A 26,122-nucleotide genomic window follows, 5' to 3' on the forward strand; every position below is an offset into this window, starting at 1 on the left:
GTGTGCCCATGAAGCGAACGTTTGCCGCTGTGATCGCGGCCACCTTGTTAGCCACGACGTTCACGACCACCGCCTCCGCCGCTCCCGCCCAGCGCCCGAAGCCGACGGTCAAGTGCGAGTTCACCCCGACGCCGGAGAACCCGGCCGCCAAGCCGGTGCGGATCCCGTCCGCGACCGCCAAGGCGCAGGGTACGACCGACGTGTTCTTCCTGACCAACTACGGCTCGTTCGTGGTCCGGACGGACCGGGCCCACGCCCCGTGCGGCGTGCACAACTTCGTGCACCTGGTGAACAGCCGGTTCTACGACTTCACCCAGTGCTTCCGGCTGACCAACTCGGCCCGCCTCGGCGTCCTCCAGTGCGGTGACATCTACCGCCAGGAGGAGGGCGGCCCGGGTTACAAGTTCCCCGACGAGGTCACCGGCGCCGAGACCTACAAGCGCGGAACCGTTGCCTACGGCAACCAAGGCCCCGGCACCAACGGCAGCGAGTTCTTCGTCGTCCACTCGTTCGCCAAGATCGCCCCGAACTACACCGTCCTCGGCCAGGTGATCGCCGGTATGCCCACCTTCGACCGCATGGTCAAAGCCGGCATCGCCGACCCCGACCAGGACGGCCCCCCGGTCCGCCCGATCCGCATCCTCAAAGTCCTAACCCTCCCCTGAGGCCCGCGGCGACCCCCGCCGGCGCGTTCAGTCGGTGGGGGGTTGCCAGATGTTGGTGCGCTGCATGCCGGCGGCGCGGCCTTTGGCGGAGATGACGAGGGCCATCTTGCGGGACGCTTCGTCGATCATCTCGTCGCCGAGCATGACCGCGCCGCGGGCACCGCCGGCGGCGGAGGTGTAGTGGTCGTAGGCGTCGAGGATGTTCTCGGAGTGGTCGTAGTCGTCCTGGCGCGGCGAGTAGACCTCGTTCGCGGCGGCGATCTGGTCGGGGTGCAGGACCCACTTGCCGTCGAAGCCGAGTGCGGCCGAGCGGCCGGCCACGCGGCGGAAGCCGTCGACGTCCTTGATCTGCAGGTACGGGCCGTCGATGGCCTGTTTGCCGTAGGCGCGGGCCGCCATCAGGATCTGCATCAGGATGTAGTGGTAGGCGTCGCCGACGTCGTAGCCGGGCGGCTGCTCGCCGACGACCAGCGACTTCATGTTGATCGAGGCCATGAAGTCGGCCGGGCCGAAGATGATCGTCTCGACCCGCGGCGAGGCGGCGGCGATCGCGTTCACGTTGGTCAGGCCGAGGGCGTTCTCGATCTGCGCCTCGATCCCGATCCGGCCCGGCTCGTAGCCGTGCACCTTCTCCAGCTGGGTGAGCAGCAGGTCGAGCGCGACCACCTGCTCGGCGGTCTGCACCTTCGGCAGCATGATGCAGTCCAGGTTCGCGCCGGCGCCGCCGACCACCTCGATCACATCGGCGTACGTCCACTCCGTCGTCCAGTCGTTCACCCGGACGACGCGGACCTTGCTGCCCCAGCCGCCCTCGTTGAGCGCCGCGACGATGTTCTTCCGGGCGTCGACCTTGGCGATCGGCGCGACCGAGTCCTCCAGGTCGAGGAACACCTGGTCGGCGTCCAGACCCTTCGCCTTGGCCAGGAACCGCGGGTTCGACCCCGGGGTGGCCAGACACGACCGCCTGCTGCGCAACACCTGCTCGGACATTCGCGGGCCTCCTGACCACCAACGCGGTTACTGACCGGTCACCCCGGCAGCGTACGGCGAAACGTCCGCTGCGTGCCCGGTGACATCGCTCACTGTGACACCCTTGTGCGGTGACGGATGTGACCGAGATCGCCGCGGTGATGAAGAAGGCCGGCCTGGTCTGGCTGTCCTGGGACGGACGGCGTGCGGTCCCGGCCTGGTTCGCCACGGTGGACGGGCAGTACGTCGTCCTGGCGGACCGGGCCGACAGCGCGGAGCAGCCGCTGCCCGGCTTGGCCGCAGCGCGAAGCGCCGACGTCGTCGTCCCGGCGAAGCCTGCCAACAACCGGCTGGCGCGGTGGACGGCGTCCGTCCGGCGGCTGGAGCCGGGGAGCGAGGAGTGGACGGCGGCTGCGCTCGTACTGCGGACCGAGCGGCTGAACGCGGCCGGGCTCGACACCCAGCTGGAGCGGTGGCGCGCAGAGGCCGACATCCTCGTGCTGGAGCCGACGGGTACGACGAGCGCTTTGGACGACGGATCGCCGTACGAGACCCCAGTGGGCTCGCCTGCGACCACCCGGGGCAAGAAGCCGATCACGCTGCACCGGCGCGTCCGTCGGCGTCCGAAGTTGACTTAGGGGCCTGCGGGTTAGCCTTCGGACATGAGCTCGCCTACGCGCGTCTACGTCTCGCGGCTGGCTGGTCTGCCGGTGTTCGCGCCGAACGGCGATCAGGTCGGCAAGGTGCGCGATGTGGTGGCGATGCTGCGGCAGGGCACGCAGCCGCCGCGGGTGCTCGGTCTGGTCGTCGAGGCCTTCGCCCGCCGACGCATCTTCGTTCCGATGACGCGGGTGACCTCAGTGGACATCGGTCATGTCATCACGACCGGTCTGGTGAACGTACGGCGTTTCGAGCAGCGGGCGACCGAGGTGCTCGTCCTGGCCGAGATGCTGGACCGCACTGTCACCGTTGTGGAGTCCGAAACGACCGCAGTGGTGTTCGACATGGCCATGGAGCAGTGGCGGACGCGGGACTGGGTGCTTTCGAAGGTCGCCGTCCGCGAAGGGGCCAAACGGTTCCGGCGGCGCGGACAGTCACATGTGCTCGATTGGGCTGAGGTGAGCGGGTTCGCGCAGGTCGAGGAGGGCCAGGGGGCCACGCACATCCTGGCTGCGTTCGAGTCGATGCGGCCGGCCGACCTGGCCGCCGTCCTGCATGATCTGTCGTCCAAACGGCGTAACGAGATCGCAGCGGCGTTGAACGACGAACGTCTGGCCGACGTCCTCGAAGAGCTGCCTGAAGACGACCAGGTAGAGATTCTGGCCGGTCTGGACACCGAGCGCGCTGCCGACGTCCTGGAAGAGATGTCTCCGGATGACGCGGCCGACCTGATCGCTGAGCTGCCGACCGACACAGCTGAGCGACTCCTGACGCTGATGGAGCCGGACGAGGCTGAGGACGTCCGGCGGCTGCTGACTTATGAGGAACGCACCGCGGGCGGTCTGATGACGTCGGAGCCGGTCATCCTGCCTGCTGATGCGACTGTGGCCGACGCGCTCGCGAACGTCCGCAACGCTGAGCTGAGCCCGGCACTGGCCGCGATGATCTACGTCGTCCGGCCGCCGCTGGAAACGCCGACCGGCCGGTTCATCGGTGCGGGCCACATCCAGCGGCTGCTCCGCGAACCGCCGTCCGAGCTGGTGTCCGCCGTGCTGGACACCGATCTGGACGGACTGCGGCCGGACGACAGCCTGCAGGCCGTCGCGAAGTATCTGGCGACCTACAACCTCGTATCGGCCCCAGTACTCGACGACGAGGGCCGACTGATCGGTGCGGTCACTGTCGACGACGTACTGGACCACCTGCTGCCCGACGACTGGCGTGAGCCCGACAAGCCCGAGGAGGACCACCATGCCTCGTGACGACCGCAGTACGCGCAGCACGGCCCGCCTCGACGTCCCGCGGGACTGGCGACGGACGTTCCTGGCGCGACCGGCGTACGACGCCGACGCGTTCGGACGGCTCTCCGAGCGGATCGCACGCTTCCTCGGGACGGGCCAGTTCCTGGTCTACATGACCGCGACGATCCTGTTCTGGGTCGGCTGGAACATCTTCGCGCCGGAGAGCGTGCGCTTCGACCAGTACCCGTTCATCTTCCTGACGCTGGCGCTCAGTCTGCAGGCGTCGTACGCCGCTCCGCTGATCCTGCTCGCGCAGAACCGGCAGGAGGCCCGGGACCGCGTGCAGTACGAACGCGACCGGGACGTCGACGCCCGGAGCCGCGCGGACATGGAGTTCCTGGCCCGCGAGGTCGCGTCGCTGCGGATGGCCGTCGGCGAGGTCGCCACCCGCGACTTCCTGCGGTCGGAGCTGAAGTCGCTGCTGGCCGAGCTGGACCGCGACAACGGCCGCGATCGCGTCTGAGCGGCTTTGCCGTCGCGCTAGTCTCGATCCCATGAAGAGTCGGTTCGCACCCGATCGCGGGCTGAGCAGGCGGATGCTCGTGACCAGCTTCCTGCTCGGGCTGCTGTACGTCGCGTTCGTCGCCGCGCTGATCGCGCTGACGAAGAGCGCGGTAATCGCGATCGTGATCGCCGGCGGCATGTTGTTCGTCCAGTACTTCTTCTCCGCCAAGGTCGCGCTCTACGCGATGGGCGGGCGGATCGTCACGCCGGAGGAGGCGCCGCAGCTGCACGGCGCGATCGACCGGCTCTGCGCGCTGGCCGACATGCCGAAACCGCAGGTCGCGATCGCGGACGTCGACCTGCCGAACGCGTTCGCCACCGGCCGCAACCCGAACAACGCCGTCGTCTGCGTGACGACCGGGATCATGCGCCGGCTGGACGCCGACGAGCTCGAAGGCGTGCTGGCCCACGAGCTCTCCCACATCGCGCACCGCGACGTCGCGGTGATGACGATCGCGTCGTTCCTCGGCGTCCTGGCCGGGCTGATCACCCGGTTCGGGCTCTACAGCGGGCTCGGCGGGCGGAGCCGCGATCAGAACACGGCGATCATCGTGCTGACCATCATCGGCGTCTCGGCCGCGGTCTACGCGATCTCGTTCCTGCTGACCCGCGCGCTGTCGCGCTACCGCGAGCTGGCCGCGGACCGGGCCGGCGCGATCCTGACCGGCCGTCCGTCGGCGCTGGCCTCGGCCTTGACCAAGATCAGCGGCGATATCGCCCGAATACCGTCGCGCGACCTGCGGCAGGCCGAGGCGTTCAACGCGTTCTTCTTCGCGCCGGCCATCTCGGGCAAGGGCATCTCGCTGTCGTCGCTGTTCGCGACGCACCCGCCGCTCGACACCCGGCTGGACCGCCTCGGGGTGTTGTCCCGCGAGCTGGGCGAGCAGGCTTAGGGCATGGGTCTCTTCGATATCTTGCTCGGCCGCAGCAAGGCCGTCCCGCCGAATCTCGATCAGCTGTTCTCGCTGCCGTCCGCGGCGATCACTCTGGAGACGGCGGCCGGATACCGGCCGACCGGTAACGGCTCGGTCTGTTTCAAGGCGGCCGAGGGCGGCGGCTTCTCGACGCTGCGGGCCGAGGTCGACAAGCTGCTGGCGCTGGACGACGGCAAGTTCAGCAGCACGACGGATTCGTACGGCTTCACCTGGCTGGTCCGCGAGACCACGCCGGACAACCTCGAAGGTCTCGTCACCGACCTGCACGGCGTCAACACGTCGCTGGTGGACGCCGGGTTCGGGCCGGCCCTGCTGTGCACGCTGGTCACCTTCACGAACGGGACGAAGTCCCTCGGGCTGGTGTACCTGTACAAACGCGGCTCCTGGTACCCGTTCGCGCCGGTCGGCGCGGATCGGCGCGACAACCAGACCGAGCTGCAGATCAAGTCGCTGCTCGGCGCCGACCTGCGCCTCGAGCAGGATCTGGCCCGCTGGTTCCCGGTCTACGGCGCTCCGGGGCTGTAGAACTAAGGGTCGCCTTGCCGGACCTACGTCACACGGACCGCGGTCGGCCGGTTTCACGCGAGCACGTAGCCTTGTGGGTATGGCTCCCACTGCTGATCAGGTGACCGCGGCTCTCGGTGGTGTGATCGACCCGGAGATCAAGAAACCGATCACCGAGCTCGGCATGGTCGAGTCCGTCGTCGTCCGCGAGGACGGCGTGGTCGCCGTCCGGATCCTGCTGACCGTCGCCGGCTGCCCGATGAAGGACACGCTGACCCGCGACACGAAGGCCGCGGTGAGCAAACTCGACGGCGTCACCGGCGTCGAGGTCGACCTCGGCGTGATGTCGGCCGAGCAGCGGTCCGCGCTGCAGACCCAGCTGCGCGGCGGCGTCGCCGAGAAGGAGATCCCGTTCTCCCGGGCCGACTCGCTGACCAAGGTCTTCGCGATCGCCTCCGGCAAGGGCGGCGTCGGCAAGTCGTCGGTGACGGTCAACCTCGCGGTCGCGATGGCGCGCCAGGGGCTGTCGGTCGGCGTCCTGGACGCCGATATCTACGGTCACTCGATCCCGGCCATGTTCGGCGTCGCCGACGAGCGGCCGACCGCGGTCGACGACATGATCATGCCGGTGCCCGCGCACGGCGTGAAGGTGATCTCGATCGGCATGCTGAAGCCCAAGCGCGACCAAGTGGTCGCCTGGCGCGGCCCGATCCTCGACCGCGCGCTCGTCCAGATGCTCGCGGACGTCTACTGGGGTGACCTCGACGTCCTCCTGCTCGACCTCCCGCCCGGTACCGGCGACATCGCCATCTCGGTCGGCCAGCGCCTCACCAGCGCCGAGGTCATCGTCGTCACCACCCCGCAGGAGGCCGCCGCCGAGGTCGCCGAGCGCGCCGGCACGATGGCCCAGATGGTCCACCAGCGGGTTGCGGGCGTCGTCGAGAACATGTCCTACCTCCCGTGCCCGCACTGCGGCCCCGAGCACCGGATCGAGATCTTCGGCACCGGCGGCGGCACCCGCGTCGCCGAAACCCTCTCCGCCCGCCTCGGCTACCCGATCCCGCTCCTCGGCGAGATCCCCCTCGACGAGCGCCTCCGCTCCGGCGGCGACCTCGGCACCCCCCTCGCCACCGCCGACCCGGAAACCCCCGCCGCCCAGGTCCTCACCGCCATCGCCGCCAAACTCGGCGGTAAGCCCCGAGGCCTCCTCGGCCGCCAACTAGGCCTCTCCCCCGCCGGCCGCTAGCAGCAAACACCACAGACGAACTGAGGGCCTCGGACAGACTGTCCGAGGCCCTCGATCGTTCAGTCCGCAGACCCGCTCAGGTCGATTCCGGGTCGTACGGCGGTTTCTGGCCGGCGGGGAGGCGTTGGGGGGTGTCGGCGAAGTTGGCGACGGGTTTGTCGTCGTCATCGTCGTCGGAGCCTTCGAGGAGGTGTTTGCGGACGAAGTTGCGGGGGTTGAGGTCCTGGAGCTCGAGGTCGGCGAACTCGGGGCCCAGCTCGTTGCGGAGGTCGTTCTGGGCGTTGGTGACCATGCCGCGGACCTGGCGGAGCAGGCGGCCCGCCGTCCGGGCGAACTCCGGCAGGCGGTCGGGGCCGAAGACAAGTACGGCGACGATCGCGATCACGACCAGCTCGAGCGGCCCGATACCGAACATGGGTTCACCTCACTCCTCGTACCCCGGCACAACTGCGGGACCAGCGTAGCCGCAAGGCGGTCAGACCGCCTGCCGGGTCAACCGGTCTGCTGGGCCAGGGTGACGGTCGCCGCGCGCGGCCGGCCGCCGCGCTCGTAGACCAGGCTGACGCTCTCACCGGGCTGGTGGGCGCGGATGGCGACGATCAGGGCCTCGGCCGTGTCGACCGGCTGCTTGTCGATCTCGGTGACGACGTCGCCGACCCGCAGGCCGGCTTTCGCGGCCGGTGACGCGGGCGTCACCGAGCTGACCCGGGCGCCGCCCTCGAACTGCAGGTCGACATTCGCCCCGATCACCGGGTACGTCGCCTTGCCGTTCGCGATCAGCTGCTGCGCCGTCCGCCGGGCCTGGTCGATCGGGATCGCGAACCCGAGCCCGATACTGCCGCTCGAACCCTCCTGCGCGCCGCGCACGGTGGCGATCGCGGAGTTCACGCCGATCACCTTCGCGTTCATGTCGACCAGCGGGCCGCCGGAGTTACCCGGGTTGATCGCGGCGTCGGTCTGCAGAGCGTTGATGAACGACGCCTCGTCCTTGCCGTCGCCGGTCGTCACCGGCCGGTTCTTGGCCGAGATGATGCCCGAGGTGACCGTGCCGACCAGGCCGAGCGGCGAGCCGATCGCGACCACGTCCTGCCCGACGATCATCGCGTCCGACCGGCCGAACTGCACCGACGGCGCGTCGATCCCGACCACCTGGACGACGGCCAGGTCGTACGCCGGGGAGCGGCCGACCAGCCGCGCAGTCTGCGGGGCCTTGCCGTTCTGGGTGATGATCTGGATCGATCCGCCCTTGGCCGCGCCGGCCACGACGTGGTTGTTGGTCAGGATGTGCCCGGACTTGTCGATCACGAAGCCGGAGCCGGTCGCGTCGGAGTTGTCCGCGCCCTCGACCCGCAGCTGGACGACGCTCGGCAGCAACGCGGTGGCGACCGCGGAGACCGAGCCGCTGCGGATCTTCGGATCCGCACCCTCGCCGACCGGTACGTCGGGCTGTTTGGTGATCGGGCCGACGTCGTTGAACGCGATCACGGTCGCGGCAGCGCCGCCACCGGCCAGAAGACCGACGATGAGCGCCACGACCGCGGCGATCACGATCACCCGGTTCTGCGTGTTCTTGGGCGCCGGGGACGCCGTGTAGGCGCGGGCCTGCTGCTGATGCCAGTCCAGCGGCGGAGCCGGCACGTACGACGACTGGAACGCCGGCTCACGCGTCGGCCAGGCCTGGCCCTGGTACACCGGCCGGAACGCAGGCTCCTGACCGCCGAAACTGCGCTGCGTGACCGACCGGGCCGGCCCTTGCGGCTGCGGCGGCACTGCGCCGCTGCTCGGCGTACCGGCCCCGGAGGTCTGCCGCAGCGCCTGGTCACTGCCAGGCGGCGTGAGCGGCGTGGCGCCCACTCCAGGAGCAGGAGGAGTCAGCCCCGTGAGCGCCTGTTCGCCAGGCGCCGCAGGGGTGCTCGAGGGTGTCGGCTCGGCGTCGTTGGTGCTCACGTGGCCGCCTCACTCGTCGTCGGGAAAACTTGATTCGAAATCGATTATCCCAGCTTCGGTGAAAGCGCACCCATCGGAGTGAGCCACGTCGCGATTTTGGCCAGTCCGCTGCCGATCCGCTGGACGGCGCTGAGTCGTATCGGGACATCGTGCGGGAGCGCGTCGACGAGCTGTCCGAGCCGGTCGGGCGGCAGGTCCCCGATCAGGGTGTAGACGATCCCTCCGGACGACCAGACGACGTACGACGGCATCCCGTGCCGCACGTAGACCCCTGGGGTCGCAGCGGGGCTGAACCCGGCGACCGCGGCCGGATCGAGCGCTCCGCGCTGTTGGAACAGCGAGACGTTGAACAGGCCGTCGGAGTACGAAAACTGCAGCGAGCCGTTGGTGGTGTCCTGATGGACGTCGTACAGCTTCATCGACGCCGGCAGCTCCGGAGCGCAGACCCAGCCCTGGGCGCGCAGGTCGCCGATCTTGCCGAGACCGAGCGACTCGACGCCGCTCGGCTGCATCGGCGGCAGGTGCCCCATGAACTCCGAGTCGTCGATCTCGAGCTCGGTGAACACCGTGGCCCGGACCATCGTCTTTCCGTCGACGCTGAACAGCTGCCGCTGCAGCAGCAGCCCAGTGGCCTTGTCGATCCAGAAGCGCGCGGCCAGGGTCGCGTCGGAGCGCTGCGCCTCGATCAGCACGGCTGCGCGCCCGATCAGGTTGGTGCAGCATTTGAAAGCCAGCTTGTACGTGTCCTGCAGCAGCGCGAGCGGACCGCCGTCGATCGAGGCGTCGGTGTTCGTCACGCGCTGCACGAACGCCTTGGCGCCGGGCGACGCCGACGAGCCGACCACGCTGATCTCGGAGCCCTGGGACGCCGCGTGCACGATGTCCAGCATCGCGGAGCTGGCGCCCTGCGGTCCCCAGGAGGTAATGATCTGGGTGCCGTGGTACGAAACCTCGTTCGGCGCGGCGGCGGCGCGTCCGAGCCAGCTGACGGCCAGTGGCGCGTCGTCAGCCGGGACGGCGGTAGCGGGCAAGGGCAGGCCGATTCCGATCAGTGCGGTGCTGACCAGGACGGCGAGCCGAGGAAGGCTCACGGATCAGCGCCCGGTGAGGGCCACCGGCTGCAGCGACGGGCTCAACCCGGTGTAGCTGCCGCCGTGGTAGGCGCTCCACACCGAGACCGGGTCGGCGAACGGCGTCGTCCCGGTCGTACTCGCGTGGTCGGACGAGTAGCTCGCCATCGGGGGCTGCAGCGCGGGCGGCTGCTCCGACCGGGACGGGTCGCCGACGACGAACGCCGTCCCGAGCAGGGAGGCGACCGCGGCGGCCGAGCCGGCTGCACCCAGCACGCCGGTGCGACGCCGGGAGCGCGGAGTACGGGCCGCACCGGGCCGGCTGGCGCCAGTACGGGCCGCAGGGAACGCGGAGCGCTGCGGGAAGAGCGAAACGGCCGGTGTGATCACCGGGCGGACCTCTTCGCGCGGCTCGGGTGAGAACGAGGAGACACCCATCAGCCGCTGCATCAGGTCGGTGGACGGCTCAGGAGCCTCCAGCGCGGCCATCCGGGCCTTCAGCCGGCGCTGCGCGTCCACCTCGGCGCGGCAGGTGTCACACCCGACCAGATGACCCAGGACCTTGTCCCGCGAATCGTGGTCGAGCTGGCCGTCCACGACGGCGCTGAGCTTGTCCATGGGGTGTTGGAGCGTCACTGCCGCTCACCTCCGGCCCATCCGAGCAGCCCCTCCGTGGGCGGGCCGCTGACGCGGGTCTGACCGGACCGCGGGGCCCGGTGCTCCAGATGCTTGCGCAACATCGATCGGCCGCGGTGGATCCGGCTCCGGACCGTGCCGAGCTTCACATCCAGCACGTCGGCGATCTCGTCGTACGTCATCCCCTCGATGTCGCAGAGCACCACAGCGGCCCGGAAGTCCTCGGGGAGCGCATCCAGGGCGTCCTGCACGTCGTGGTCGAACAGGTCCGAGTCGAGCTTCTCGGCCGGGCCGACGCCCTTGGCCGGCAGCCGGTCGTGGGCGTCCTCGGGCAGACCGTCGAAGCGGATCCGCTGCTTGCGGCGGGCGCCGTCGAGGAACAGGTTCGTGGTGATGCGGTACAGCCAGCCCTCGAACGTGCCCGGCGTGTACGACGACAGCGAGCGGAACACCCGGACGAAGACCTCCTGGGTCAGGTCCTCGGCGTCGTGCTTGTTGCCGGTCAGGCGGTAGGCCAGCCGGTAGACCCGGGCGGAGTGGGTGCGGACGATCTCGTCCCAGGACGGGAGCGTCTCGGGCACGACCGAACGCACGGGGGCCACCGACGTGTCGAGCGGCTTCACCGCAACGCCTCCCTGGGTCCTCTCGGCAATGAGCGTGAAGGCCATGGTGCCTTGGTCACCGTCCTCTGCGCACGTCGGGAAACCCCGGGTTGGACCCTGAGTTGGTACGACGACTCAACGCGGCGCTCCGACCGGAAGTTCCCGGCCTTCACCTACCAGACGCGCTGAGAACCGCAGAGGTTGAACTTCAGCTCGGATCCGATCCTAGGCCCCCACGCCTGAGGCCCGCCGGGCGCGGTGCGCCGCGACCCGCGTCCGGCCCGCGCAGGTCGGCGTACAGAACCGGCGTGGCCGCTTGGCCGCGCCGTTGACGAAAACCCGCTCACAGTCGCTCGCAGCGCACTCAGCCAACGCTCCGGGGCCCCGCCCAGCCAGCAGCCCGGCCAGCGCGAGAGCGGAGCCAGCGGCCAGCCAGACCGCCCATCTCGCATCCGGCTCTGAGACGTGCAGATGCCACGGCGTCCCGTCGTGGTCGGTCAGATACGGCTGGACGGCGTACTCGCGCAGTAGCGCGTTGATGGCACCGGCCGAATCCGCACCGAACGCCGGCCGCAGCTGCTCCCGGACGGTGCGCACCTCCTGCAGGTCACGCTCGGTCAGCTCGATCGGCTCCGGCTCACCATGGGCGAGCAGCAGGGCTCGGAGCGCCGTCACCGACGGCAGCTCCTCGTTGACCAGGTCGACAGCGATCCCCAGCATCCGTTCCGGCGCAAGCTCCACCCGACGAGTGTAACGGTATTGCTGCAGTAACGCGTAACCAGTTAGTTTGCATTACGTGCCACTCAACTACTTCACCGCTGCCACGCTGGCCCGACTCGGCGACGAGATGGTCGCGTTCACTCTCGTCCTGCTCGTGCTGGAACGCACTGGCAGCTCCGCGCTGGCCGGCCTGACCGGCGCGGCGTACGCGCTGCCCGCTGTCGTGAGCGGCCCGTTCCTCGGCGCCTGGCTGGACGGGACGGCGTACCGGCGGACGGCGCTCGCCGCCAACCAAGCCGTGCTGGTTGTTGTGATGCTGGCGCTCCTTGCGGACGGTCCGGCGTGGACTACGCCCCTCCTGGCCGCGGTAGCTGGGGTGACGCTGCCAATGGTCAGCGGCGGCTTCACCAGCATGCTGCCCAGTCTGGTCGAGCCTGCCCGGCTGCCGCGAGCCAACTCGTTGGAGGCAGCCAGCTACAGCACAGCGACCATTGCCGGTCCCGCACTGGCCGCGACGCTGACCGCAGTGCTGTCCGTCGAGGCCTCGGTCATCACCATCGCCGTCACCGCGACGGCGAGCATCGTGGCCATCAGTCGACTGCCCAAGCTCCCAGCTGGTACGCCGGAACCGATCCTCGGCTCGGTGGCGACCGTGCTGCGCCACCTCGTTCGCACACCGCAACTGCGCGCTTCCACAACCACAACGACGCTGCTGGCCGCCGCAACGGGCATGCTGCTGATCACTCTGCCGATCCACATGGCCTCGCTGAACGAACCGGAGTCCGCAGCCGGTTACCTCTGGACGGCGCTCGAGGTCGGCAGCGTCTGCACAGCGCTGCTGCTCCCCCGGTTCCGGCCGGCTCGGCGTCCGGAGTACCTCGTGATCGCGACCACTGCCGCCTTTGGCGTTGCCCTCGGGTTCTGGCCACTTGCAGGCTCACTCACAGTCCTTCTGGTGCTCGCACTGCTCACAGGTGCCATTGAAGGCCCGCTGCTGCCTGCGATGTTTGCAGCCCGTCAGCAGTACAGCCCGCTCGCACTGCAGGGTCGTGTCGGCACGACCGCCGCCAGCCTGCGCGTTGGCGCCGGTGCGATCGGGCAGGTCATCGCAGGTCTGCTTGTCGCCGGTACCGGCAGTTCGCTGGCCCTCCTCTGCGTTGCGGCCGCTCTGCTGGTGGCTGCGGCAGCCGGTCTGGTGGCGCTGCGGCAACGTGACCTGGTGCGCGTGTGACATTGAAGGGTCGTTGTGCATCGAAAGGGGTGATGCCGACCTAGGAGCGCAATGCCGAAACGCAGTGGGGTGAGTCAGGAACAGGAGTTCGAGGAGTTCGCGCAAGCGCGGGCTGCTCAGCTCTACCGCTCAGCATGGTTGCTGTGCGGTAGTCACCATCAGGCGGAGGACCTCGTCCAGGAGACCCTCGCCAAGGTCTACGCACGCTGGCGGCGGCCGTTCGGCCGCATCGACAATCCAGCGGCCTACGCGCAGACGACGCTGACACGCACGTTCCTGGGCGGCATCCGTCGCCGCAGCAGCGGAGAGCAGCCGTATGCCGACGTACCGGACCTGCTGGTCGACGACCCAGCCGGGCGTACGGACGTCCGGCTGGCGCTGCGCGCGCTGCTGGCCGAGCTGCCACCGGCCGACCGGGTGGTGCTGGTGCTGCGCTACCTCGAAGACCTCAGCGTCGACGAGGTCGCCGACCGGATGGGCACCTCCAGCGGCGCCGTGCGCAACCGCAGCATGCGAGCGCTGGAGCGGGTCCGCGGGCTGGCTGACGACTCACTGAGGATCAGGAAGGACTGACATGCACGACGACCACACCAGCTCCGACACCCGAGTGTCGACACTGTTCCACGACACCACCGCCGACGTCCCGGTCGACGTCGCCGCCCTCGTCCGCGGCGGAATCACCCGCGGCCGAGCCAAACGCCGCCGCCAGACCATCACCGCCACCCTCGCCGCAGCCGCGGGCGTCGCCGGAGTAGTCACAGCCTTCGCTCTGGCGCCACTGCACACCGGGAGCGGCGACCTGGCCCCTGCCGGCGCTTCGACTCCTACTTCGTCGCCGACGACGCAGTCCGGGCCGGCCAAACCCGCACCGAACCCGACTGCCGATCTGCCGGTCCGGGCAGCAGACCTCCCGCGCCTCTTCTCGCAGATTCACCCCGGCAAGATCGAGCAGGCCGAGGCACGCACCGGCCGCATCTATGACGAAGGCCGGACGCTGCAGGCGGCCTACTTCCTCTGGAACGGCTACCAGGTCAGCGTGCACTTCAGCGGGTTCACGGCCGCGCCCATCGACAGTTGCGAGGCCTTCCGCCGGATGGGTAAGACCGAAGGCGTGAAATGCGTCGAACAACCGGACGGCACCGTACTGACGTCCCACGTCGACAAGGAGCCGTACCTGGCCGGTGGAAACTCCATCGGGGCGAGCCTGTTCACCAGCAAGGGCTACACGGTCTCGGCAATCGTCTGGAACTACGGTCGCCAGGCCGGTCCGGTGCTCTCCGCGCAACCACCGCTGACCAGAGAGCAGGTCGAACAGCTCGTCACGAGTCAGGCCTGGTTCTGACCTTGGCAGGCCCGGTCGCCGTGTGGCGGCCGGGCCTTGGTGCGTCTCAGGAGAGGATGACCGAGCGGGTCAGGCTACGCGGCTGGTCGGGGTTGAGGCCCAGAGCGAGCGCCTTGGCGACGGCGACGCGCTGCGCGACGACGAGGGACGCCATCGGGTCGAGGTCGGCGTGGTGCACGATCGTGGCGCCAGTGGCGGCGACGTCGTCCAGGAAGCCCGCGGGCGGCTCACCGAAGATCCAGACGCCGCGGCCGGGCTGCGCGATCGCGATCGGGCCGTGGCGGTAGTCCATGGCCGGGTAGGCCTCTGTCCACGCCGATGCCGCCTCGCGCTGCTTCAGAGCCGCCTCGTGCGCCAGGCCGACGGTCCACCGGGTGCCGACGTACGTGACCTGCTCCAGCTTGGCCAGCTCGTCCACCGGGACGTCGAGCGCGGACTGCGCGTCCTTGGCGGCCTGCTCGAGGTCCTGGCCGAGCGACGCGCGCAGCAGTGCCAGCGTGGTGGTCGCGAAGCGCGTTTGCACAACGGACTGCTCATCGGCGAAGTCCAGCATGATCGTCCGGTCGGCCAGCTCGACGATCGGCGAGCCTGGAGTGGCGGTGATCGCGACGGTCGGCAGGCTGGTCGCGCGGATCAGGTCGAGCACCTCGGTCGTCGTCCCGGAGCGGCTGATCACGACCACGGCGTCGTACGCACGGTCGGTCGGGAACTCCGAGCCGGCGAAGGCGTCCGTCTCGCCGAGGCCGAGGTCTTCGCGCAGCGCGGCGTACGCCATCGCCATGAACCACGAGGTGCCGCAGCCGACCGCCGCGACGCGCTGACCGGCGGTCGGCAACGCGTCGCCGTACTGCGCGAAACTGGTCGCGATCCGACGCCACAGAGCAGGCTGAGTGGCGATCTCAGTGGTCACGAAAGTGCTCGAATCGGGCGTCTGGGTCATGTCGTCTCCGCACTTCTGATGGTCGAAACTGCTCGAACGTGATCGAATGGTGCCAACCGGCCGCCATCCGGCTGACCGATGTTGTGAAGGAGGAGCCCCGGGTGAAGCGTTATGAACGCCTCAACACCTTGCTCGAGTCGCTCGCCGAGAAGGGCGCCATCGACGTCGACGAACTCGCCGAGCAGTTGCACGTGTCCGCGGCGACGATTCGGCGCGACCTCGACCACCTGGGAAAGCAGCAGCTCCTCACCCGGACGCGCGGCGGCGCGGTGGCCAACGCGGTGTCCTACGACCTGCCGCTGCGCTACAAGACTGCGCGTTTCGCGTCGGAGAAGCAGCGGATCGCGCAGGCCGCGGCCACGCTGGTCCGCCGCGGCATGGTGATCGGCATGAACGGCGGCACCACGATCTCCGAAGTGGCCCGCACGCTCGCGACCCGGCCGGAGCTGTCGGCCGAGCACGGCGAGCCGGCGTTCACACTCGTCACCAACGCGCTGAACATCGCCAACGAGCTGATCGTCCGGCCGCACGTCAAGATGGTGCTCACCGGCGGCGTCGCCCGGCCGCAGTCCTACGAGATGATCGGCCCGCTGTCGCACCGGATCCTGGCCGACCTGTCGCTGGACATCGCGTTCATCGGCGTCGACGGGATCGACGAGACCGGCGCGACCGCCCATCACGAGGGCGAGGCGAACATCAACCAGCTGATCGTCAGCCGGGCCGCCAAGGTCGTCGTGGTCGCCGACTCCTCCAAGCTCGGCCAGCGCGCGTTCGCCCGGATCTGCGAGCTGAGCGAGATCGACACGCTCGTCACCGACGCCCAGGCCGACGAGAGCCAGCTGACCGTCTTCAAGGAAGCCGGGATCGACGTCATCCGCGCGTAGCCGCATTTTCCGCCGTACCTCCTTGCCCTGGGTGAGCTCCGCCTTTCTTGAGACGATCATATCTGATTGCGGGCTCGATGTAATGAGCAGGTTTGCGCAATCTCCGCGCGGGAGGCGCGGAATGCGGTCCGGGTGCCGCTAGGCTTCTCGGCAGGATGAGCAGCGCAGCCGCAGAACACCCTGCAGACCCACGGGAGGGCATCATCGCCACCGGCATCGACCCGACGTCCTGGGCGTACGCCGAGGACTACATCGGTGCGGACGAGGTCGTCACCGGTGCCCGGGCCCTGGCCGCGGACTTCGGCGTCACCGCGATCGGCCCCGGCGCGGCCGCCGCGCTCAGCCTGCTCGCCGCGACCGTCGGCGCCAAAGCCGTCGTCGAGGTCGGCACCGGTACCGGCGTCTCCGGCCTCGCCCTGCTCCGCGGCATGCGCGCCGACGGCACCCTCACCACCGTCGACCTGGACGCCGAGAACCAGCGCCTGGCCCGCCAGACCTTCTCCGACGCCGGCATCGCCCCCAACCGCTTCCGCCTGATCTCCGGCGCCGCCCTCGACGTCGTCACCCGCCTCACCGACGGCCACTACGACCTGGTCTTCTGCGACGCCGACCGCCGCGAGAACACCGCCTACCTCCAGGAGGCCCTCCGCCTCCTCCGCCCCGGCGGCATCGTTGTCTTCGCCGGCATCCTCACCGGCGCCCGCGTCCCCGACCCCGCCCACCGCGACCCCGACACCACCGCCCTCCGCGACCTCCTCCGCGCCGTCCGCGAAGACGACGACCTCGTCTCCGCCCTCCTCCCCACCTCCGACGGCCTCCTCACCGCCACCAAACGCCTCCCCTGAGCCACAAAAGGCGCTAAAGAAACCTACTAAACGTACTATTATTGAGTTCGATTAGTACGTTTAGTGGATTCTTTGGGAGGTTCGGTGCGCTCATTCGCCGATCTCGACAACCTGCTCGGTCTGGTGCCGGCCGACCTGGTGATGCGGCTGCGCTCCATCGACACCGGTCGCGGCAGCGAGGCGCTCTACCGGCATCAGCTCCCTGGTCTGCTGACCGAGCTCGCGCACCGAGCCCGGATCCAGAGCATCACGGCTTCGTCTGCCATCGAGGGCGTGGTCGTGGAGGATCCGGATCGCGCTGTTCGGGTGATCGAGGGCCGGGCCGGCGTCCTCCGCACCCGGAGCGAGAAGGAGCTGGCCGGGTACCGCAAGGCGCTCGACTATCTGTTCCAAGAGGACTGGCACCCACTCAACCTCGGCCTACTGCTCCACCTCCACCGGTTGCTGTGGTCCGAGACGGCTTACCCCGGTGGCGAGTTCAAGCGTGACGACAACCTGGTGGTCGACCGCTCGCCGGACGGCAGCACGACCGTCCGATTCATCCCGGTTCCTGCCGCCCAGACCGAGCCGTACCTGGCTGACCTGATCGAGCGGTACTCCGCGGCCCAACGGGCCGGCAGGCATCATCCGGTGCTGTTGGTGGGGCTGTTGGTTCTCGACCTTCTGGTCATCCATCCCTTTGCCGATGGCAACGGGCGCGTCGCCCGGGCGCTCACCAACGCATTGCTGATCGACTCCGGGTACGACGTGTGCCGTTGGGTTTCACTCGAACAGCTGATCGCGGACAGCGCCGACCAGTACTACGACGCCCTCCTGGGTTCCACCAAGGCGTGGCACGACGAGGCAGCCGACCCGTGGCCCTGGCTGGGCTACTTCGTGTCGATCCTGGCGACGGCGTACCAGAAGTTCGCTCAGCGCGCGGCGTCGGACCGTAGCTCAGGTACCAAGCAGGATCGAGTACGCGACTACGTCCTCAACCATGCGGCACCGGTGTTTCGACTCGCCGACATCCGCACCGCGCTACCCGGCGTGAGCGATCCAACGATCCGTCTGGTCCTGGAGCAGCTGAAGGCCGAGAACGTGGTAAGCCCGGAAGGCACCGGCCGCGGTGCGGTCTGGCGGCGGATACCTCAGGAGCGGAGCTAGGTGGTCAGGCGGGTCAGTTCGGTGGTGAGGGTGTGGAAGGCGTCGGTTTGGGGGTCTATTAGTTCGTAGTGGCCTGCTGAGGGGACTGGGGTCAGGCGGGCGGTGGGGTGGGCGGTGAAGTAGGACTCCGAGAGTTGGAGGGGGACTACGGAGTCGGTGAGGCCGTGGAGGAGGGTTACGGAGGCTATGGGGGCCTGGAGGTGGACTGGGTCCAGGTCGTTGCGGACTCCGGAGCCGATGAAGGCTTGGACGGCGCCGGCGCCGAGGGAGAGCTGGTCGGCGAGGAGGAGGTCGGCTACGGGGGCCAGGGCGACTACGCCGCGGAGGCGGACCGGGTTGAGGGTTGCTGCCGCCCAGAGGGCGAGCTGGCCGCCGGCTGAGTGGCCTACGAGGACGTAGCCGGCTTGGAGGTCTAGCAGGTCGGGGAGTGCGTCCAGCGCCGTACGGATGTCGGAGGTGGTGGCGTCGGGGTCGCCGGGGACGCGGCGGTACTCCACGGACGCTACGGGCCAGCCGAGGTCGGCCAGGGCGGCGCAGAGGGGGCGGGCGTGGGTGCGGTCGTATTTGGGCCGCCAGAAGCCGCCGTGGAGGTAGATGACCAGGGGGCGTGGGTTCTTCGCCTGGTAGTAGTCGATCACGTGGTCCGCGTCGTCGCCGTACCGGAGCTCCTCATCGGGCTCACGGGCGGAGCGGGACAGCACCGATTCGTTCTCGGCCATTCAAGACCTCCCGAGGTAACGCATCGCGTTCGTCGACAGCAGCTTCTGTTGCTGTGCCGCAGTCAGGAAACCGGCCTTCCGGACCACCTCCCCCACCGGTCGCTCACCGAGTGGATAGGGGTAGTCACTGCCGACCAGTACCCGGTCTTCTCCCAAGGTATCGACAAGCAGCCGCAAAGGCGCTGATTCGAAGACCACCGTGTCGACGACGAAACGGTCCAGGTAGTACGACGGTGGATGCTCGGAGCAACCACGCACGATGTCGCCGCGCCGGTGCCAGGCGTTCTCCAGGCGGCCCAGCCAGAAGGCGAAACTGCCGCCGCCGTGCGCGAAACAGATCCGCAGGGACGGCGGGAGCGCGTCGAACGCTCCGCCGAGGATCATCGCCAGCAAGGACAGATGGGTCTCGGCCGGCATGCCGGTCAGCCAGCGCGCCATCCAGCGGTCCAGGCGCGGGCCGCCCGGCATGTCCCACGGGTGGACGAGCACCGGCGTCCCGGTATCGGCGCAGTGCTTGAGGAAGGCAACGATCCCGGCGTCGTCGAGATCCTTGTCGCCGACGTGGTTGCCGATCTCGACGCCGACGTGCCCGGCCGCGCGACTGCGGTCCAGCTCGGCGCAAGCGGCGTCCGGATCCTGCAGCGGGACCTGACAGAACGGGACGAACCGGTCGTCACCGGCCAGCGTCTCCAGGGTCAGGTCGTTGAAGATCTCGGCCAGTTTGGCCGCCTGCGCGGCCGGCCGGTCGTAGCCGAAGAAGACCGGCGTCGGCGAGACCACCTGCAGATCGATGCCATCGGCATCCATATCGGCGCGCCGAGCCGCGGTGTCCCAGGCCTGCGGCCCGACCGGGCGGAACTCGGTCTCGCCGATCATGATCATCGCGGCCCGCTCGGAGTCCACCCGCAACCACGGCCAGCCGGTCCCCCCGCAGGCGGCCGCGAGATCCGGCCAGCCCTTGGGGACGAGGTGGGTGTGGACGTCGACAGTCACTCAGGCCTTACCCGGATGCAGAGCGCCGCATTCCGGGCAGGTGCGGGCGTCCTCGCTGTCGTAGAAGGCGGCGAAGACCGGCGGCAGATCGGCGACGATGTCGGTCACCTGGAGCTCCACCTCGTGCACGATCGCCGAACACTCCCCGCAGTACCAGCGGAACTTCTCCAGCGTGCCCTGCTCGCGGACCCGCTCGATCACCAGGCCGATCGAATCCGGGCCGCGCTGCGGCGAGTGCGGCATGTTGCGCGGCAGCACCCACATCTCGCCGGCATTCACCTCGACGGTCGCCGGACCGTCGTCCGTCATCACGTTGACCCGCAGCTCACCCTTGATCTGGTAGAAGAACTCCTCGTACGGGTCGACGTGGAAGTCGGTGCGCTGATTGGGGCCGCCGACAACCATCGTGATGAAGTCGTCCCCGGTCGGGAACATCTGCTTGTTGCCGACCGGCGGCTTCAGCAGGTGCTTGTTCTCCTCGATCCACTCCGGAAAGTTCGTCGCCTGCATCATTCACTCCTTCTGCGGGATCGCCGCTACGGCTTGAATCTCGATCAGCAACTGGGGATGCGGCAGCTGGTGCACCGCGACCGTCGTCCGCGCGGGACCGGTCTCGTCGAAGAACTCGCCGTAGACCTCGTTGTAGCCGCCGAAGTCGTTCATCGACACCAGGTACGTCGTCACACTGACAAGGTCCTCCAGGTCGGCGCCGACGGCCCGCAGGATGTCGCGGATGTTCTCCAGGACGGCGCGCGTCTGCTCGCGGATGTCGAGGGTCGTCGTCCCCAGCTCGTCGACCGCAGCACCCGCGATGGTGTTGTCGGGACGGCGGCTCGAGGTGCCGGAGACGAACGCGAGGCCGCCGGAGACCTTCACATGCGGGAACCGCCCGCGCGGGGTCGCCTTACCTGCCACAACAGTCATGTGAGCTCCACGCACACGTTGGTCGGCTCGGAGTAGAAGTCGAGCGAGTGCGTCCCGCCTTCCCGGCCGACACCGGACAGTTTCATCCCGCCGAACGGCGTCCGCAGGTCGCGCAGGAACCAGGTGTTGATCCAGCACAGACCGACGTCGAGCGCGGCGCCGGCGCGATGCGCGCGGCCGACGTCCCGCGTCCAGACCGTTGCCGCGAGCCCGTAATCGCTGTCGTTGGCCAGCGCGAAGGCTTCGTCCTCGGTGTCGAACGGCGCAAGATGCGCGATCGGGCCGAAGACCTCCTCGCGGTTGGTGCGGGCTTCCGCGGGCAGGCCGGTCACGACGGTCGGTTGCACATAGCAACCGTCGTCCCGGGCATCGCCGAACGCCGGCACACCGCCGCCCGCCAGGACGTCGGCGCCTTCGGCGCGCGCGAGCTCGTAGTACGAGAGGACCTTGTCGCGGTGCTGATGGGAGATCAGCGGCATGTTGATCGTGGCCTCGTCGGCGGGCCAGCCGTAGGCCAGCTCGTTCGCCCGGCGAGCCAACCGGGCCGCGAACTCCTCGAAGATCGGACGCTCGACGTACAGCCGTTCGGTGCACAGGCAGACCTGGCCGCCGTTGGTGAAGACCGAGCGGACCGAGCCCTCGACGGCGGCGTCCAGATCGGCGTCCGCGAAGATCAGACCGGCGTTCTTGCCGCCGAGCTCGAACGAGACGGCCTTCACTCGGTCCGCGGCGACCTTCGCGATCGCGCTGCCGGTACTCGACTCGCCGGTGAACGTGATCGCGTCCACGCCCGGATGTCTGGTCAGGTACTCCCCCGCGGACGCCGGGCCGAAGCCGTGCACGACGTTGAAGACCCCCTCGGGGACGCCGGCCGCGGCCATCACCTCGGCGAGCACCGTCGCGGACGACGGGGTCTCCTCGGACGGCTTCACGACCACCGTGTTGCCACAGGCAAGCGCCGGGGCGACCTTCCAGGTGAGCAGCAGCAACGGCAGGTTCCACGGGACGACGATCGCCACCACACCGACCGGTTTGCGGACGGCGTAGTTCAGCGCGCGCCGCCCGTCGGGGAGCGTCGTCGTGTACGACTCGGTCGGCGTCGTCACCGCGAAATCCGCGAACGCCCGGAAGTTCGCCGCGCCTCGGGGAATGTCCAGCGTCCGCGCCTGGCTGATCGACTTCCCGGTGTCGCCCACCTCGGCCGCCACCAGATCCTCGAACCGGCGCTCCAGCTCGTCAGCCACCTTGCGGAGCACGTTCGCCCGGCCCTGCTCCCCCAGCCGCGCCCAGGGCCCCTTCAACGCTGTCCGTGCGGCGCTGACCGCAGCGTCGACAGTCGACTCGTCGGCCTCGCACACCTCGAAGATCTGCTCGCCCGTCACCGGACTGGTCTTCGCGAACCGCGCAGGCGACTCCACGAACGAGCCGTTGACGAAGTGCCGCAGCAGCCCGACGTCCTTCGGCTGCCCAGTCAGAAGCTCCGGCGTCCACAGTGTCATCGGCGGCGCGCCTTTCGGGCTACTACGAGCAGGAGGCCGGCAAGTGCGACGACAGCCCCTCGAACCAGCTGTTGCTGACGGCGGACTCGCTGCTGGACTTCGGCGTACGGCGTGGTGGTGAAGGAGACCAGCTCGTAGCGGGAGACGTAGCGGCCGGGGAAGGCGCGCTCCAGGGCGTGTTCGATCTGTTTGGTGAAGCGGTAGGCCGGGGAGGCGACTTTGTCGCGCATTTCGATGAAGTTGGCCAGCGCCATGGCGGCGATGGCTTCGGTGTTCTGACGGCGGCGGGACTCGAACAACGGGAGGGCTCTGGCCCAGGAGCCAGCTGTGTCGTCCAGGCACCGGTCCAGCTCGACTACGTCCTCGAAGGCGCAGTTCGCGCCCTGGCCGTAGAAGGGGACGATTGCGTGCGCGGCGTCGCCGATGAGACCGGTACGGCCGTGGGCCTGCCAGGGCAGGGTGTGAACGGTGCCCAGGACTCCTACCGGGTTGTTCAGGTAGTCGTCGACCAGAGTGGGCGCCAGCGGGAGGACGTCGGGGTAGTGCTCGGCAAAGTACGCGGAGATCGTTCCGGCCGTGGTGAGCGCGTCGAAGGAGCCGGCCGGCCAGAAGAGCGTGCAGGTGAAAGAGCGGTCCGGATTCGGCAGGGCGATCATCATCGACGTCCCGCGCGGCCAGATGTGCAGTGCGCCCGGGTCGAGCGCGAAGTCGCCGTCCGCGGCCGGAATCGACAGCTCCTTGTAGCCGTAGTCCAAGAAGTCGACGTCCTCCGCGACGACGCCCTCGGCGAGCAGCTGCTCGCGCACGGCCGATCCAGCGCCGTCCGCGCCCAGTACGACGTCCGCCGTCGCCTCTACCTTCCCGGACGGCGTCTGGAACACCATCCGGCCGGCAGCCGAGTCCAGCTCGCAGAGGCGGTGTTCGAACTCCACTGACACGCCGTCAGCCGCAGCGGCTGCAGTCAGCAGCGCATTGTTCAGAGCGCCCCGGCTGATCGAGTTGATCGCCCGCTCGCCGCCTGCGGAGTACTGCTGGAAGTCGAGCGGCCCGGAGACCGGATGGATCATCCGGCCCTTCATCGGCAGCGCATCGGCCATGACCGTCTTGTCGAGCCCGATCCGGCGCAACGCGTCCAGACCGCGCTCGGAGATCGCCAAGTTGATCGACCGGCCGCGCTCCGCCGTACCGGCCCGCGGGTCCGCGCGACGCTCGTACAGAGTCACCGTCAGGCCGCGCCGGGCCAGGTAGCAGGCCAGGAGGCTGCCGGTCAGCCCGGCCCCGACGATCGCAACCTTCATTCCGCTATCACCTCGGCCAGCGCAGCCGCCGCGCGCCAGCAGTCGTGGTACGTCGAATAGAGGGGCACTGGCGCAAGTCGCAGGACGTCGGGCTCCCGCGCGTCCGCGATGACGCCGTACTCGAACCGTAGCCGCTTGGACAGCTCACCGGCAGTCAGCGCACCGCCGATCCGCAGCGACAGCTGCGCGCCCCGGCGGGCCGGATCGGTCGGCGTGATCAGCTGCGCCGGTACGTCGGCCAGCAACTGCTCCAGGTACGCCGTCAGCCGCAGACTCCGCTCCCGCAGGACTCCGATGCCGACACGGTCGAAAATCTCCAGCGAGGTTCGCACTGGGCTCATGGAGAAGATGGGCGGGTTCGACACCTGCCAAGCGTCCGCAGTCGGGGGCGGACGGGACTCCGGCGTCATCTCGAACCGCGTCGCCGCGTCGGTGCTCCACCAGCCTTCGAACCGCGGTCTGTCGCCACCGAGGTGTCGCTCGTGCACGAACGCTGCTGCGAGCGAGCCGGGCCCGGAGTTCAGGTACTTGTACGAACACCACGCAGCGAAGTCCACACCCCAGTCGTGCAGCTCCAGCGGCACGTTGCCGGCCGCATGCGCCAGATCCCAGCCGACGATCGCACCGGCGGTCTGCCCGGCCGCTGTGATCGCTGGGATGTCCATCAGCTCGCCGGTCAGGTAGTTGACCCCACCGAGCAGCACCAGCGCCACCTCGTCGGTGAGCTGGGCGACGACGTCCGCCGTCCGCAGACAGTCCTCACCTGGGCGCGGTTTGAGCCGGACGACGGCGTCGGCGTACCCGTGGAAGCGCGCCTGGGACTGGACGGCGTAGCTGTCGGAGGGGAACGCGGAGTCCTCGATCAGAATCCGGTAGCGGGTCGGTGTGGGGCGGTAGAAGGACACCATCAACAGGTGCAGGTTGACGGTCAGCGAGTTCATCACGACGGTCTCGCTGGGCAGTGCGCCGACCAGTCGGGCCGCAGGGCCGGTCAGTAGCTCGTGGTACGGCAGCCACGGCCGCTGGCCCTCCAGGTGCCCCTCGACGCCCAGAGCGGCCCAGGAGTCGAGGTCTTCGAGCAGCTCGACCCGGGTGGCCTTCGGGCGCAGGCCGAGTGAGTTACCCGCGAAGTAGGCGACCTCGGGGTACGGGCCCTCGGGCACCGGGGGGATGTCGAACAGCTCCCGGTGCCCCGGGTCGGCGGCGTCCAGCTGCAGTGCCTCCGACTCGCGGCTCATGCCTCGGCGACCTCCGCCTCCGGCTCCGAGGTCACGGCGACCGGCGCCGCCGTCCCGGGCGGGTCGACCACCTGGCCCTTGCCGAGTACCGTCACACCGCCCTTGGAGACGGTGAAGCCGCGCTGGCGGTCGTAGTCCGGGTCGATGCCGATCTCGACACCGGGCGGGATGACGACGTTCTTGTCCAGGATGACGTTCTTCAGGACGGCGCCGGCGCCGATCGTGCAGTTGTCCATGATCACCGCGCGCTCGACCTTCGCGCCCGCGCCGACCTTCACGTTGGAGCCGAGCACGGAGTGGTCGACGGTCGCGCCGGACACGATCGAGCCCTGGCAGATGATCGACTCGCTGACGGTCGCGTTGTCGGTGAACTTCGCGCCGGGCAGCTGCGGGTGCGAGGTGAAGATCGGCCAGTCGGAATTGTAGAGGTTGAAGACCGGCTGGATCGAGACCAGGTCCATGTGCGCCTCGTGGTACGAGTCGAGCGAGCCGACGTCGCGCCAGTACGAGCGGTCCCGGTCGAGGGCCCCGGGGACGTCGTTGTCCTTGAAGTCGTAGACGCCGGCCTTGCCCTCGGCAACCAGCATCGGGACGATGTCGCCGCCCATGTCGTGCCGGGACGCCGGGTTGGCGGCGTCCTTGCGGAGCGCCTCCACCAGCACGTCGGCGCTGAACACGTAGTTGCCCATCGAGGCGAACGTCTCGTCCGGCGAGTCCGGCAGGCCGGGCGGGTCGGCCGGCTTCTCCAGGAACTCGGCGATCGTGTGCCCGTCGTCCGCGGTCTTGATCACGCCGAACTCCGACGCCTCCGCCCGCGGCACCCGGATCCCCGCCACCGTCACGCCGTTCCCGCGCGCGATGTGGTCGGCCACCATCTGCGAGGCGTCCATCCGGTACACGTGGTCGGCGCCGAACACCACGATGATGTCCGGTTTCGCGTCGTTGATCAGGTTCATCGACTGGTAGATCGCATCCGCGCTGCCCTGGTACCACTGCGGCCCCAGCCGCTGCTGCGCCGGCACACACGTCACGTAGTTGCCCAGGAACGTCGACATCCGCCAGGTGATCGTCACATGCCGGTCCAGCGAGTGCGACTTGTACTGCGTCAGCACGCACAGACTGCGAATACCCGCGTTCACCAAGTTCGACAACACAAAATCGATCAACCGATAACTGCCCCCGAAGGGCACAGCCGGCTTGGCCCGGTCCGCCGTCAGCGGCATCAGCCGCTTCCCCTCACCACCGGCCAGCACGATTCCGAGAATTCTGGGCGCCTTTGCCATGTCCGCACCTTAGTCGGCCCA

The 26,122-nt window shown here is 69.1% G+C and carries 29 protein-coding genes; 13 read left to right on the forward strand and 16 right to left on the reverse strand.

Features of this window, described 5'->3' with window-relative positions; all coding sequences use genetic code 11:
• Positions 1-8 precede the first annotated feature (8 nt).
• Positions 9-665: a peptidylprolyl isomerase gene (locus ACZ6ZD_RS00780; protein ID WP_465666971.1), complete on the forward strand. Its 657-nt coding sequence runs from the start codon at positions 9-11 to the stop codon at positions 663-665.
• A gap of 27 nt (positions 666-692) precedes the next feature.
• Here ACZ6ZD_RS00780 and ACZ6ZD_RS00785 read toward each other — a convergent pair whose 3' ends face one another.
• Complete coding sequence (locus tag ACZ6ZD_RS00785; RefSeq protein ID WP_465666973.1) at positions 693-1,655, reverse strand: HpcH/HpaI aldolase/citrate lyase family protein; 963 nt, start codon at positions 1,653-1,655, stop codon at positions 693-695.
• 110 nt (positions 1,656-1,765) lie between these two features.
• On the opposite strand from ACZ6ZD_RS00785, the gene ACZ6ZD_RS00790 reads away from it, so the two are divergent.
• The 6 genes from ACZ6ZD_RS00790 (at position 1,766) to ACZ6ZD_RS00815 (ending at position 6,784) form a co-directional block, all read left to right on the forward strand.
• Positions 1,766-2,272 (forward strand): hypothetical protein, encoded by a 507-nt coding sequence (locus ACZ6ZD_RS00790; RefSeq protein WP_465666975.1) that lies wholly within the window; start codon positions 1,766-1,768, stop codon positions 2,270-2,272.
• 24 nt (positions 2,273-2,296) lie between these two features.
• Positions 2,297-3,556 (forward strand): magnesium transporter MgtE N-terminal domain-containing protein, encoded by a 1,260-nt coding sequence (locus ACZ6ZD_RS00795; RefSeq protein WP_465666977.1) that lies wholly within the window; start codon positions 2,297-2,299, stop codon positions 3,554-3,556.
• On the forward strand, positions 3,546-4,058 hold the full coding sequence (locus ACZ6ZD_RS00800; protein ID WP_465666979.1) for a DUF1003 domain-containing protein: 513 nt from the start codon (positions 3,546-3,548) through the stop codon (positions 4,056-4,058). The genes ACZ6ZD_RS00795 and ACZ6ZD_RS00800 overlap by 11 nt, the downstream gene beginning before the upstream one ends.
• Positions 4,059-4,089: 31 nt before the next feature.
• A complete protein-coding gene (gene htpX, locus ACZ6ZD_RS00805) occupies positions 4,090-4,992 on the forward strand; it encodes a zinc metalloprotease HtpX (protein ID WP_465666981.1) in 903 nt (300 codons plus the stop codon).
• 3 nt (positions 4,993-4,995) lie between these two features.
• Positions 4,996-5,559: a PspA-associated protein PspAB gene (gene pspAB, locus ACZ6ZD_RS00810; RefSeq protein WP_465666983.1), complete on the forward strand. Its 564-nt coding sequence runs from the start codon at positions 4,996-4,998 to the stop codon at positions 5,557-5,559.
• A gap of 79 nt (positions 5,560-5,638) precedes the next feature.
• The gene (locus ACZ6ZD_RS00815) at positions 5,639-6,784 is read left to right on the forward strand and encodes an Mrp/NBP35 family ATP-binding protein (RefSeq protein ID WP_465666985.1); all 1,146 of its coding nucleotides are present in this window, start codon (positions 5,639-5,641) and stop codon (positions 6,782-6,784) included.
• Positions 6,785-6,860: 76 nt separating this feature from the next.
• Here the strand turns inward: ACZ6ZD_RS00815 and ACZ6ZD_RS00820 are convergent, their stop codons facing one another.
• From ACZ6ZD_RS00820 to ACZ6ZD_RS00845, 6 genes are all read right to left on the reverse strand, one after another.
• Complete coding sequence (locus tag ACZ6ZD_RS00820; RefSeq protein WP_465666987.1) at positions 6,861-7,199, reverse strand: sec-independent translocase; 339 nt, start codon at positions 7,197-7,199, stop codon at positions 6,861-6,863.
• Positions 7,200-7,276: 77 nt separating this feature from the next.
• A complete protein-coding gene (locus ACZ6ZD_RS00825; RefSeq protein WP_465666989.1) occupies positions 7,277-8,731 on the reverse strand; it encodes a S1C family serine protease in 1,455 nt (484 codons plus the stop codon).
• Positions 8,732-8,775: 44 nt separating this feature from the next.
• Positions 8,776-9,822, reverse strand: coding sequence for a sigma-E factor regulatory protein RseB domain-containing protein (locus ACZ6ZD_RS00830; RefSeq protein ID WP_465666991.1), 1,047 nt, complete (start codon positions 9,820-9,822; stop codon positions 8,776-8,778).
• Positions 9,823-9,825: 3 nt separating this feature from the next.
• Positions 9,826-10,437, reverse strand: a complete 612-nt coding sequence (locus ACZ6ZD_RS00835) for an anti-sigma factor family protein (protein ID WP_465666993.1) — start codon at positions 10,435-10,437, stop codon at positions 9,826-9,828.
• Entirely contained in the window at positions 10,434-11,105 is a 672-nt protein-coding gene (sigE, locus tag ACZ6ZD_RS00840; RefSeq protein ID WP_465666995.1) for an RNA polymerase sigma factor SigE, read from the reverse strand. The genes ACZ6ZD_RS00835 and sigE overlap by 4 nt, the downstream gene beginning before the upstream one ends.
• A gap of 159 nt (positions 11,106-11,264) precedes the next feature.
• On the reverse strand, positions 11,265-11,780 hold the full coding sequence (locus tag ACZ6ZD_RS00845) for a CGNR zinc finger domain-containing protein (protein ID WP_465666997.1): 516 nt from the start codon (positions 11,778-11,780) through the stop codon (positions 11,265-11,267).
• Positions 11,781-11,835: 55 nt separating this feature from the next.
• On the opposite strand from ACZ6ZD_RS00845, the gene ACZ6ZD_RS00850 reads away from it, so the two are divergent.
• The 3 genes from ACZ6ZD_RS00850 to ACZ6ZD_RS00860 are packed head-to-tail and all read left to right on the forward strand — an operon-like array spanning position 11,836 to position 14,332.
• On the forward strand, positions 11,836-12,990 hold the full coding sequence (locus tag ACZ6ZD_RS00850; RefSeq protein ID WP_465666999.1) for an MFS transporter: 1,155 nt from the start codon (positions 11,836-11,838) through the stop codon (positions 12,988-12,990).
• A 51-nt stretch (positions 12,991-13,041) separates the two neighbouring features.
• Positions 13,042-13,563, forward strand: coding sequence for a SigE family RNA polymerase sigma factor (locus ACZ6ZD_RS00855; protein WP_465667001.1), 522 nt, complete (start codon positions 13,042-13,044; stop codon positions 13,561-13,563).
• 1 nt (position 13,564) lies between these two features.
• Positions 13,565-14,332 carry a hypothetical protein gene (locus ACZ6ZD_RS00860; protein ID WP_465667003.1) on the forward strand — a complete coding sequence of 256 codons (768 nt, stop codon included), beginning with the start codon at positions 13,565-13,567 and terminating at the stop codon, positions 14,330-14,332.
• A gap of 46 nt (positions 14,333-14,378) precedes the next feature.
• On the opposite strand, the gene ACZ6ZD_RS00865 is transcribed toward ACZ6ZD_RS00860, so the two are convergent.
• Entirely contained in the window at positions 14,379-15,272 is an 894-nt protein-coding gene (locus ACZ6ZD_RS00865) for an SIS domain-containing protein (protein ID WP_465667004.1), read from the reverse strand.
• Positions 15,273-15,373: 101 nt separating this feature from the next.
• On the opposite strand from ACZ6ZD_RS00865, the gene ACZ6ZD_RS00870 reads away from it, so the two are divergent.
• From ACZ6ZD_RS00870 to ACZ6ZD_RS00880, 3 genes are all read left to right on the forward strand, one after another.
• Positions 15,374-16,156 carry a DeoR/GlpR family DNA-binding transcription regulator gene (locus ACZ6ZD_RS00870; protein WP_132410249.1) on the forward strand — a complete coding sequence of 261 codons (783 nt, stop codon included), beginning with the start codon at positions 15,374-15,376 and terminating at the stop codon, positions 16,154-16,156.
• Positions 16,157-16,311: 155 nt separating this feature from the next.
• Positions 16,312-17,001: an O-methyltransferase gene (locus ACZ6ZD_RS00875; protein WP_465667007.1), complete on the forward strand. Its 690-nt coding sequence runs from the start codon at positions 16,312-16,314 to the stop codon at positions 16,999-17,001.
• An 84-nt stretch (positions 17,002-17,085) separates the two neighbouring features.
• Positions 17,086-18,147 (forward strand): Fic family protein, encoded by a 1,062-nt coding sequence (locus ACZ6ZD_RS00880; RefSeq protein ID WP_465667009.1) that lies wholly within the window; start codon positions 17,086-17,088, stop codon positions 18,145-18,147.
• Here ACZ6ZD_RS00880 and ACZ6ZD_RS00885 read toward each other — a convergent pair.
• The 8 genes from ACZ6ZD_RS00885 to glgC are packed head-to-tail and all read right to left on the reverse strand — an operon-like array spanning position 18,144 to position 26,101.
• Positions 18,144-18,866 (reverse strand): alpha/beta hydrolase, encoded by a 723-nt coding sequence (locus tag ACZ6ZD_RS00885; protein ID WP_465667011.1) that lies wholly within the window; start codon positions 18,864-18,866, stop codon positions 18,144-18,146. The two genes, ACZ6ZD_RS00880 and ACZ6ZD_RS00885, sit on opposite strands and share 4 nt — an antisense overlap.
• A complete protein-coding gene (locus ACZ6ZD_RS00890; RefSeq protein ID WP_465667013.1) occupies positions 18,867-19,859 on the reverse strand; it encodes an amidohydrolase family protein in 993 nt (330 codons plus the stop codon).
• Positions 19,860-20,369, reverse strand: coding sequence for a 3-hydroxyanthranilate 3,4-dioxygenase (locus tag ACZ6ZD_RS00895; RefSeq protein ID WP_465667015.1), 510 nt, complete (start codon positions 20,367-20,369; stop codon positions 19,860-19,862).
• Between the two features lie 3 nt (positions 20,370-20,372).
• A complete protein-coding gene (locus ACZ6ZD_RS00900; protein ID WP_465667017.1) occupies positions 20,373-20,783 on the reverse strand; it encodes a RidA family protein in 411 nt (136 codons plus the stop codon).
• A complete protein-coding gene (locus ACZ6ZD_RS00905; RefSeq protein WP_465667019.1) occupies positions 20,780-22,282 on the reverse strand; it encodes a 2-hydroxymuconic semialdehyde dehydrogenase in 1,503 nt (500 codons plus the stop codon). Before ACZ6ZD_RS00905 ends, ACZ6ZD_RS00900 begins: the two co-directional genes overlap by 4 nt.
• A complete protein-coding gene (locus ACZ6ZD_RS00910) occupies positions 22,279-23,580 on the reverse strand; it encodes an FAD-dependent oxidoreductase (RefSeq protein ID WP_465667020.1) in 1,302 nt (433 codons plus the stop codon). Before ACZ6ZD_RS00910 ends, ACZ6ZD_RS00905 begins: the two co-directional genes overlap by 4 nt.
• Positions 23,577-24,818, reverse strand: a complete 1,242-nt coding sequence (gene kynU, locus ACZ6ZD_RS00915; RefSeq protein ID WP_465667021.1) for a kynureninase — start codon at positions 24,816-24,818, stop codon at positions 23,577-23,579. Before kynU ends, ACZ6ZD_RS00910 begins: the two co-directional genes overlap by 4 nt.
• Complete coding sequence (glgC, locus tag ACZ6ZD_RS00920) at positions 24,815-26,101, reverse strand: glucose-1-phosphate adenylyltransferase (protein ID WP_465667022.1); 1,287 nt, start codon at positions 26,099-26,101, stop codon at positions 24,815-24,817. Before glgC ends, kynU begins: the two co-directional genes overlap by 4 nt.
• Between the last annotated feature and the right edge of the window lie 21 nt (positions 26,102-26,122).

It is taken from the genome of Kribbella sp. NPDC104218 (assembly GCF_055584105.1).

What these genes read in the sequence shown, in the direction of transcription:
- kynU (WP_465667021.1), bottom strand. Translation starts at nt 24,818, where the DNA reads ATGAGCCGCGAGTCGGAGGCACTGCAGCTGGACGCCGCCGACCCGGGG.
- ACZ6ZD_RS00795 (WP_465666977.1), top strand. Translation starts at nt 2,297, where the DNA reads ATGAGCTCGCCTACGCGCGTCTACGTCTCGCGGCTGGCTGGTCTGCCG.
- ACZ6ZD_RS00885 (WP_465667011.1), bottom strand. Translation starts at nt 18,866, where the DNA reads ATGGCCGAGAACGAATCGGTGCTGTCCCGCTCCGCCCGTGAGCCCGAT.
- htpX (WP_465666981.1), top strand. Translation starts at nt 4,090, where the DNA reads ATGAAGAGTCGGTTCGCACCCGATCGCGGGCTGAGCAGGCGGATGCTC.
- sigE (WP_465666995.1), bottom strand. Translation starts at nt 11,105, where the DNA reads ATGGCCTTCACGCTCATTGCCGAGAGGACCCAGGGAGGCGTTGCGGTG.
- ACZ6ZD_RS00910 (WP_465667020.1), bottom strand. Translation starts at nt 23,580, where the DNA reads ATGAAGGTTGCGATCGTCGGGGCCGGGCTGACCGGCAGCCTCCTGGCC.
- ACZ6ZD_RS00780 (WP_465666971.1), top strand. Translation starts at nt 9, where the DNA reads ATGAAGCGAACGTTTGCCGCTGTGATCGCGGCCACCTTGTTAGCCACG.
- ACZ6ZD_RS00875 (WP_465667007.1), top strand. Translation starts at nt 16,312, where the DNA reads ATGAGCAGCGCAGCCGCAGAACACCCTGCAGACCCACGGGAGGGCATC.
- ACZ6ZD_RS00800 (WP_465666979.1), top strand. Translation starts at nt 3,546, where the DNA reads ATGCCTCGTGACGACCGCAGTACGCGCAGCACGGCCCGCCTCGACGTC.
- ACZ6ZD_RS00815 (WP_465666985.1), top strand. Translation starts at nt 5,639, where the DNA reads ATGGCTCCCACTGCTGATCAGGTGACCGCGGCTCTCGGTGGTGTGATC.
- pspAB (WP_465666983.1), top strand. Translation starts at nt 4,996, where the DNA reads ATGGGTCTCTTCGATATCTTGCTCGGCCGCAGCAAGGCCGTCCCGCCG.
- glgC (WP_465667022.1), bottom strand. Translation starts at nt 26,101, where the DNA reads ATGGCAAAGGCGCCCAGAATTCTCGGAATCGTGCTGGCCGGTGGTGAG.
- ACZ6ZD_RS00865 (WP_465667004.1), bottom strand. Translation starts at nt 15,272, where the DNA reads ATGACCCAGACGCCCGATTCGAGCACTTTCGTGACCACTGAGATCGCC.
- ACZ6ZD_RS00905 (WP_465667019.1), bottom strand. Translation starts at nt 22,282, where the DNA reads ATGACACTGTGGACGCCGGAGCTTCTGACTGGGCAGCCGAAGGACGTC.
- ACZ6ZD_RS00820 (WP_465666987.1), bottom strand. Translation starts at nt 7,199, where the DNA reads ATGTTCGGTATCGGGCCGCTCGAGCTGGTCGTGATCGCGATCGTCGCC.
- ACZ6ZD_RS00900 (WP_465667017.1), bottom strand. Translation starts at nt 20,783, where the DNA reads ATGACTGTTGTGGCAGGTAAGGCGACCCCGCGCGGGCGGTTCCCGCAT.
- ACZ6ZD_RS00855 (WP_465667001.1), top strand. Translation starts at nt 13,042, where the DNA reads ATGCCGAAACGCAGTGGGGTGAGTCAGGAACAGGAGTTCGAGGAGTTC.
- ACZ6ZD_RS00860 (WP_465667003.1), top strand. Translation starts at nt 13,565, where the DNA reads ATGCACGACGACCACACCAGCTCCGACACCCGAGTGTCGACACTGTTC.
- ACZ6ZD_RS00895 (WP_465667015.1), bottom strand. Translation starts at nt 20,369, where the DNA reads ATGCAGGCGACGAACTTTCCGGAGTGGATCGAGGAGAACAAGCACCTG.
- ACZ6ZD_RS00785 (WP_465666973.1), bottom strand. Translation starts at nt 1,655, where the DNA reads ATGTCCGAGCAGGTGTTGCGCAGCAGGCGGTCGTGTCTGGCCACCCCG.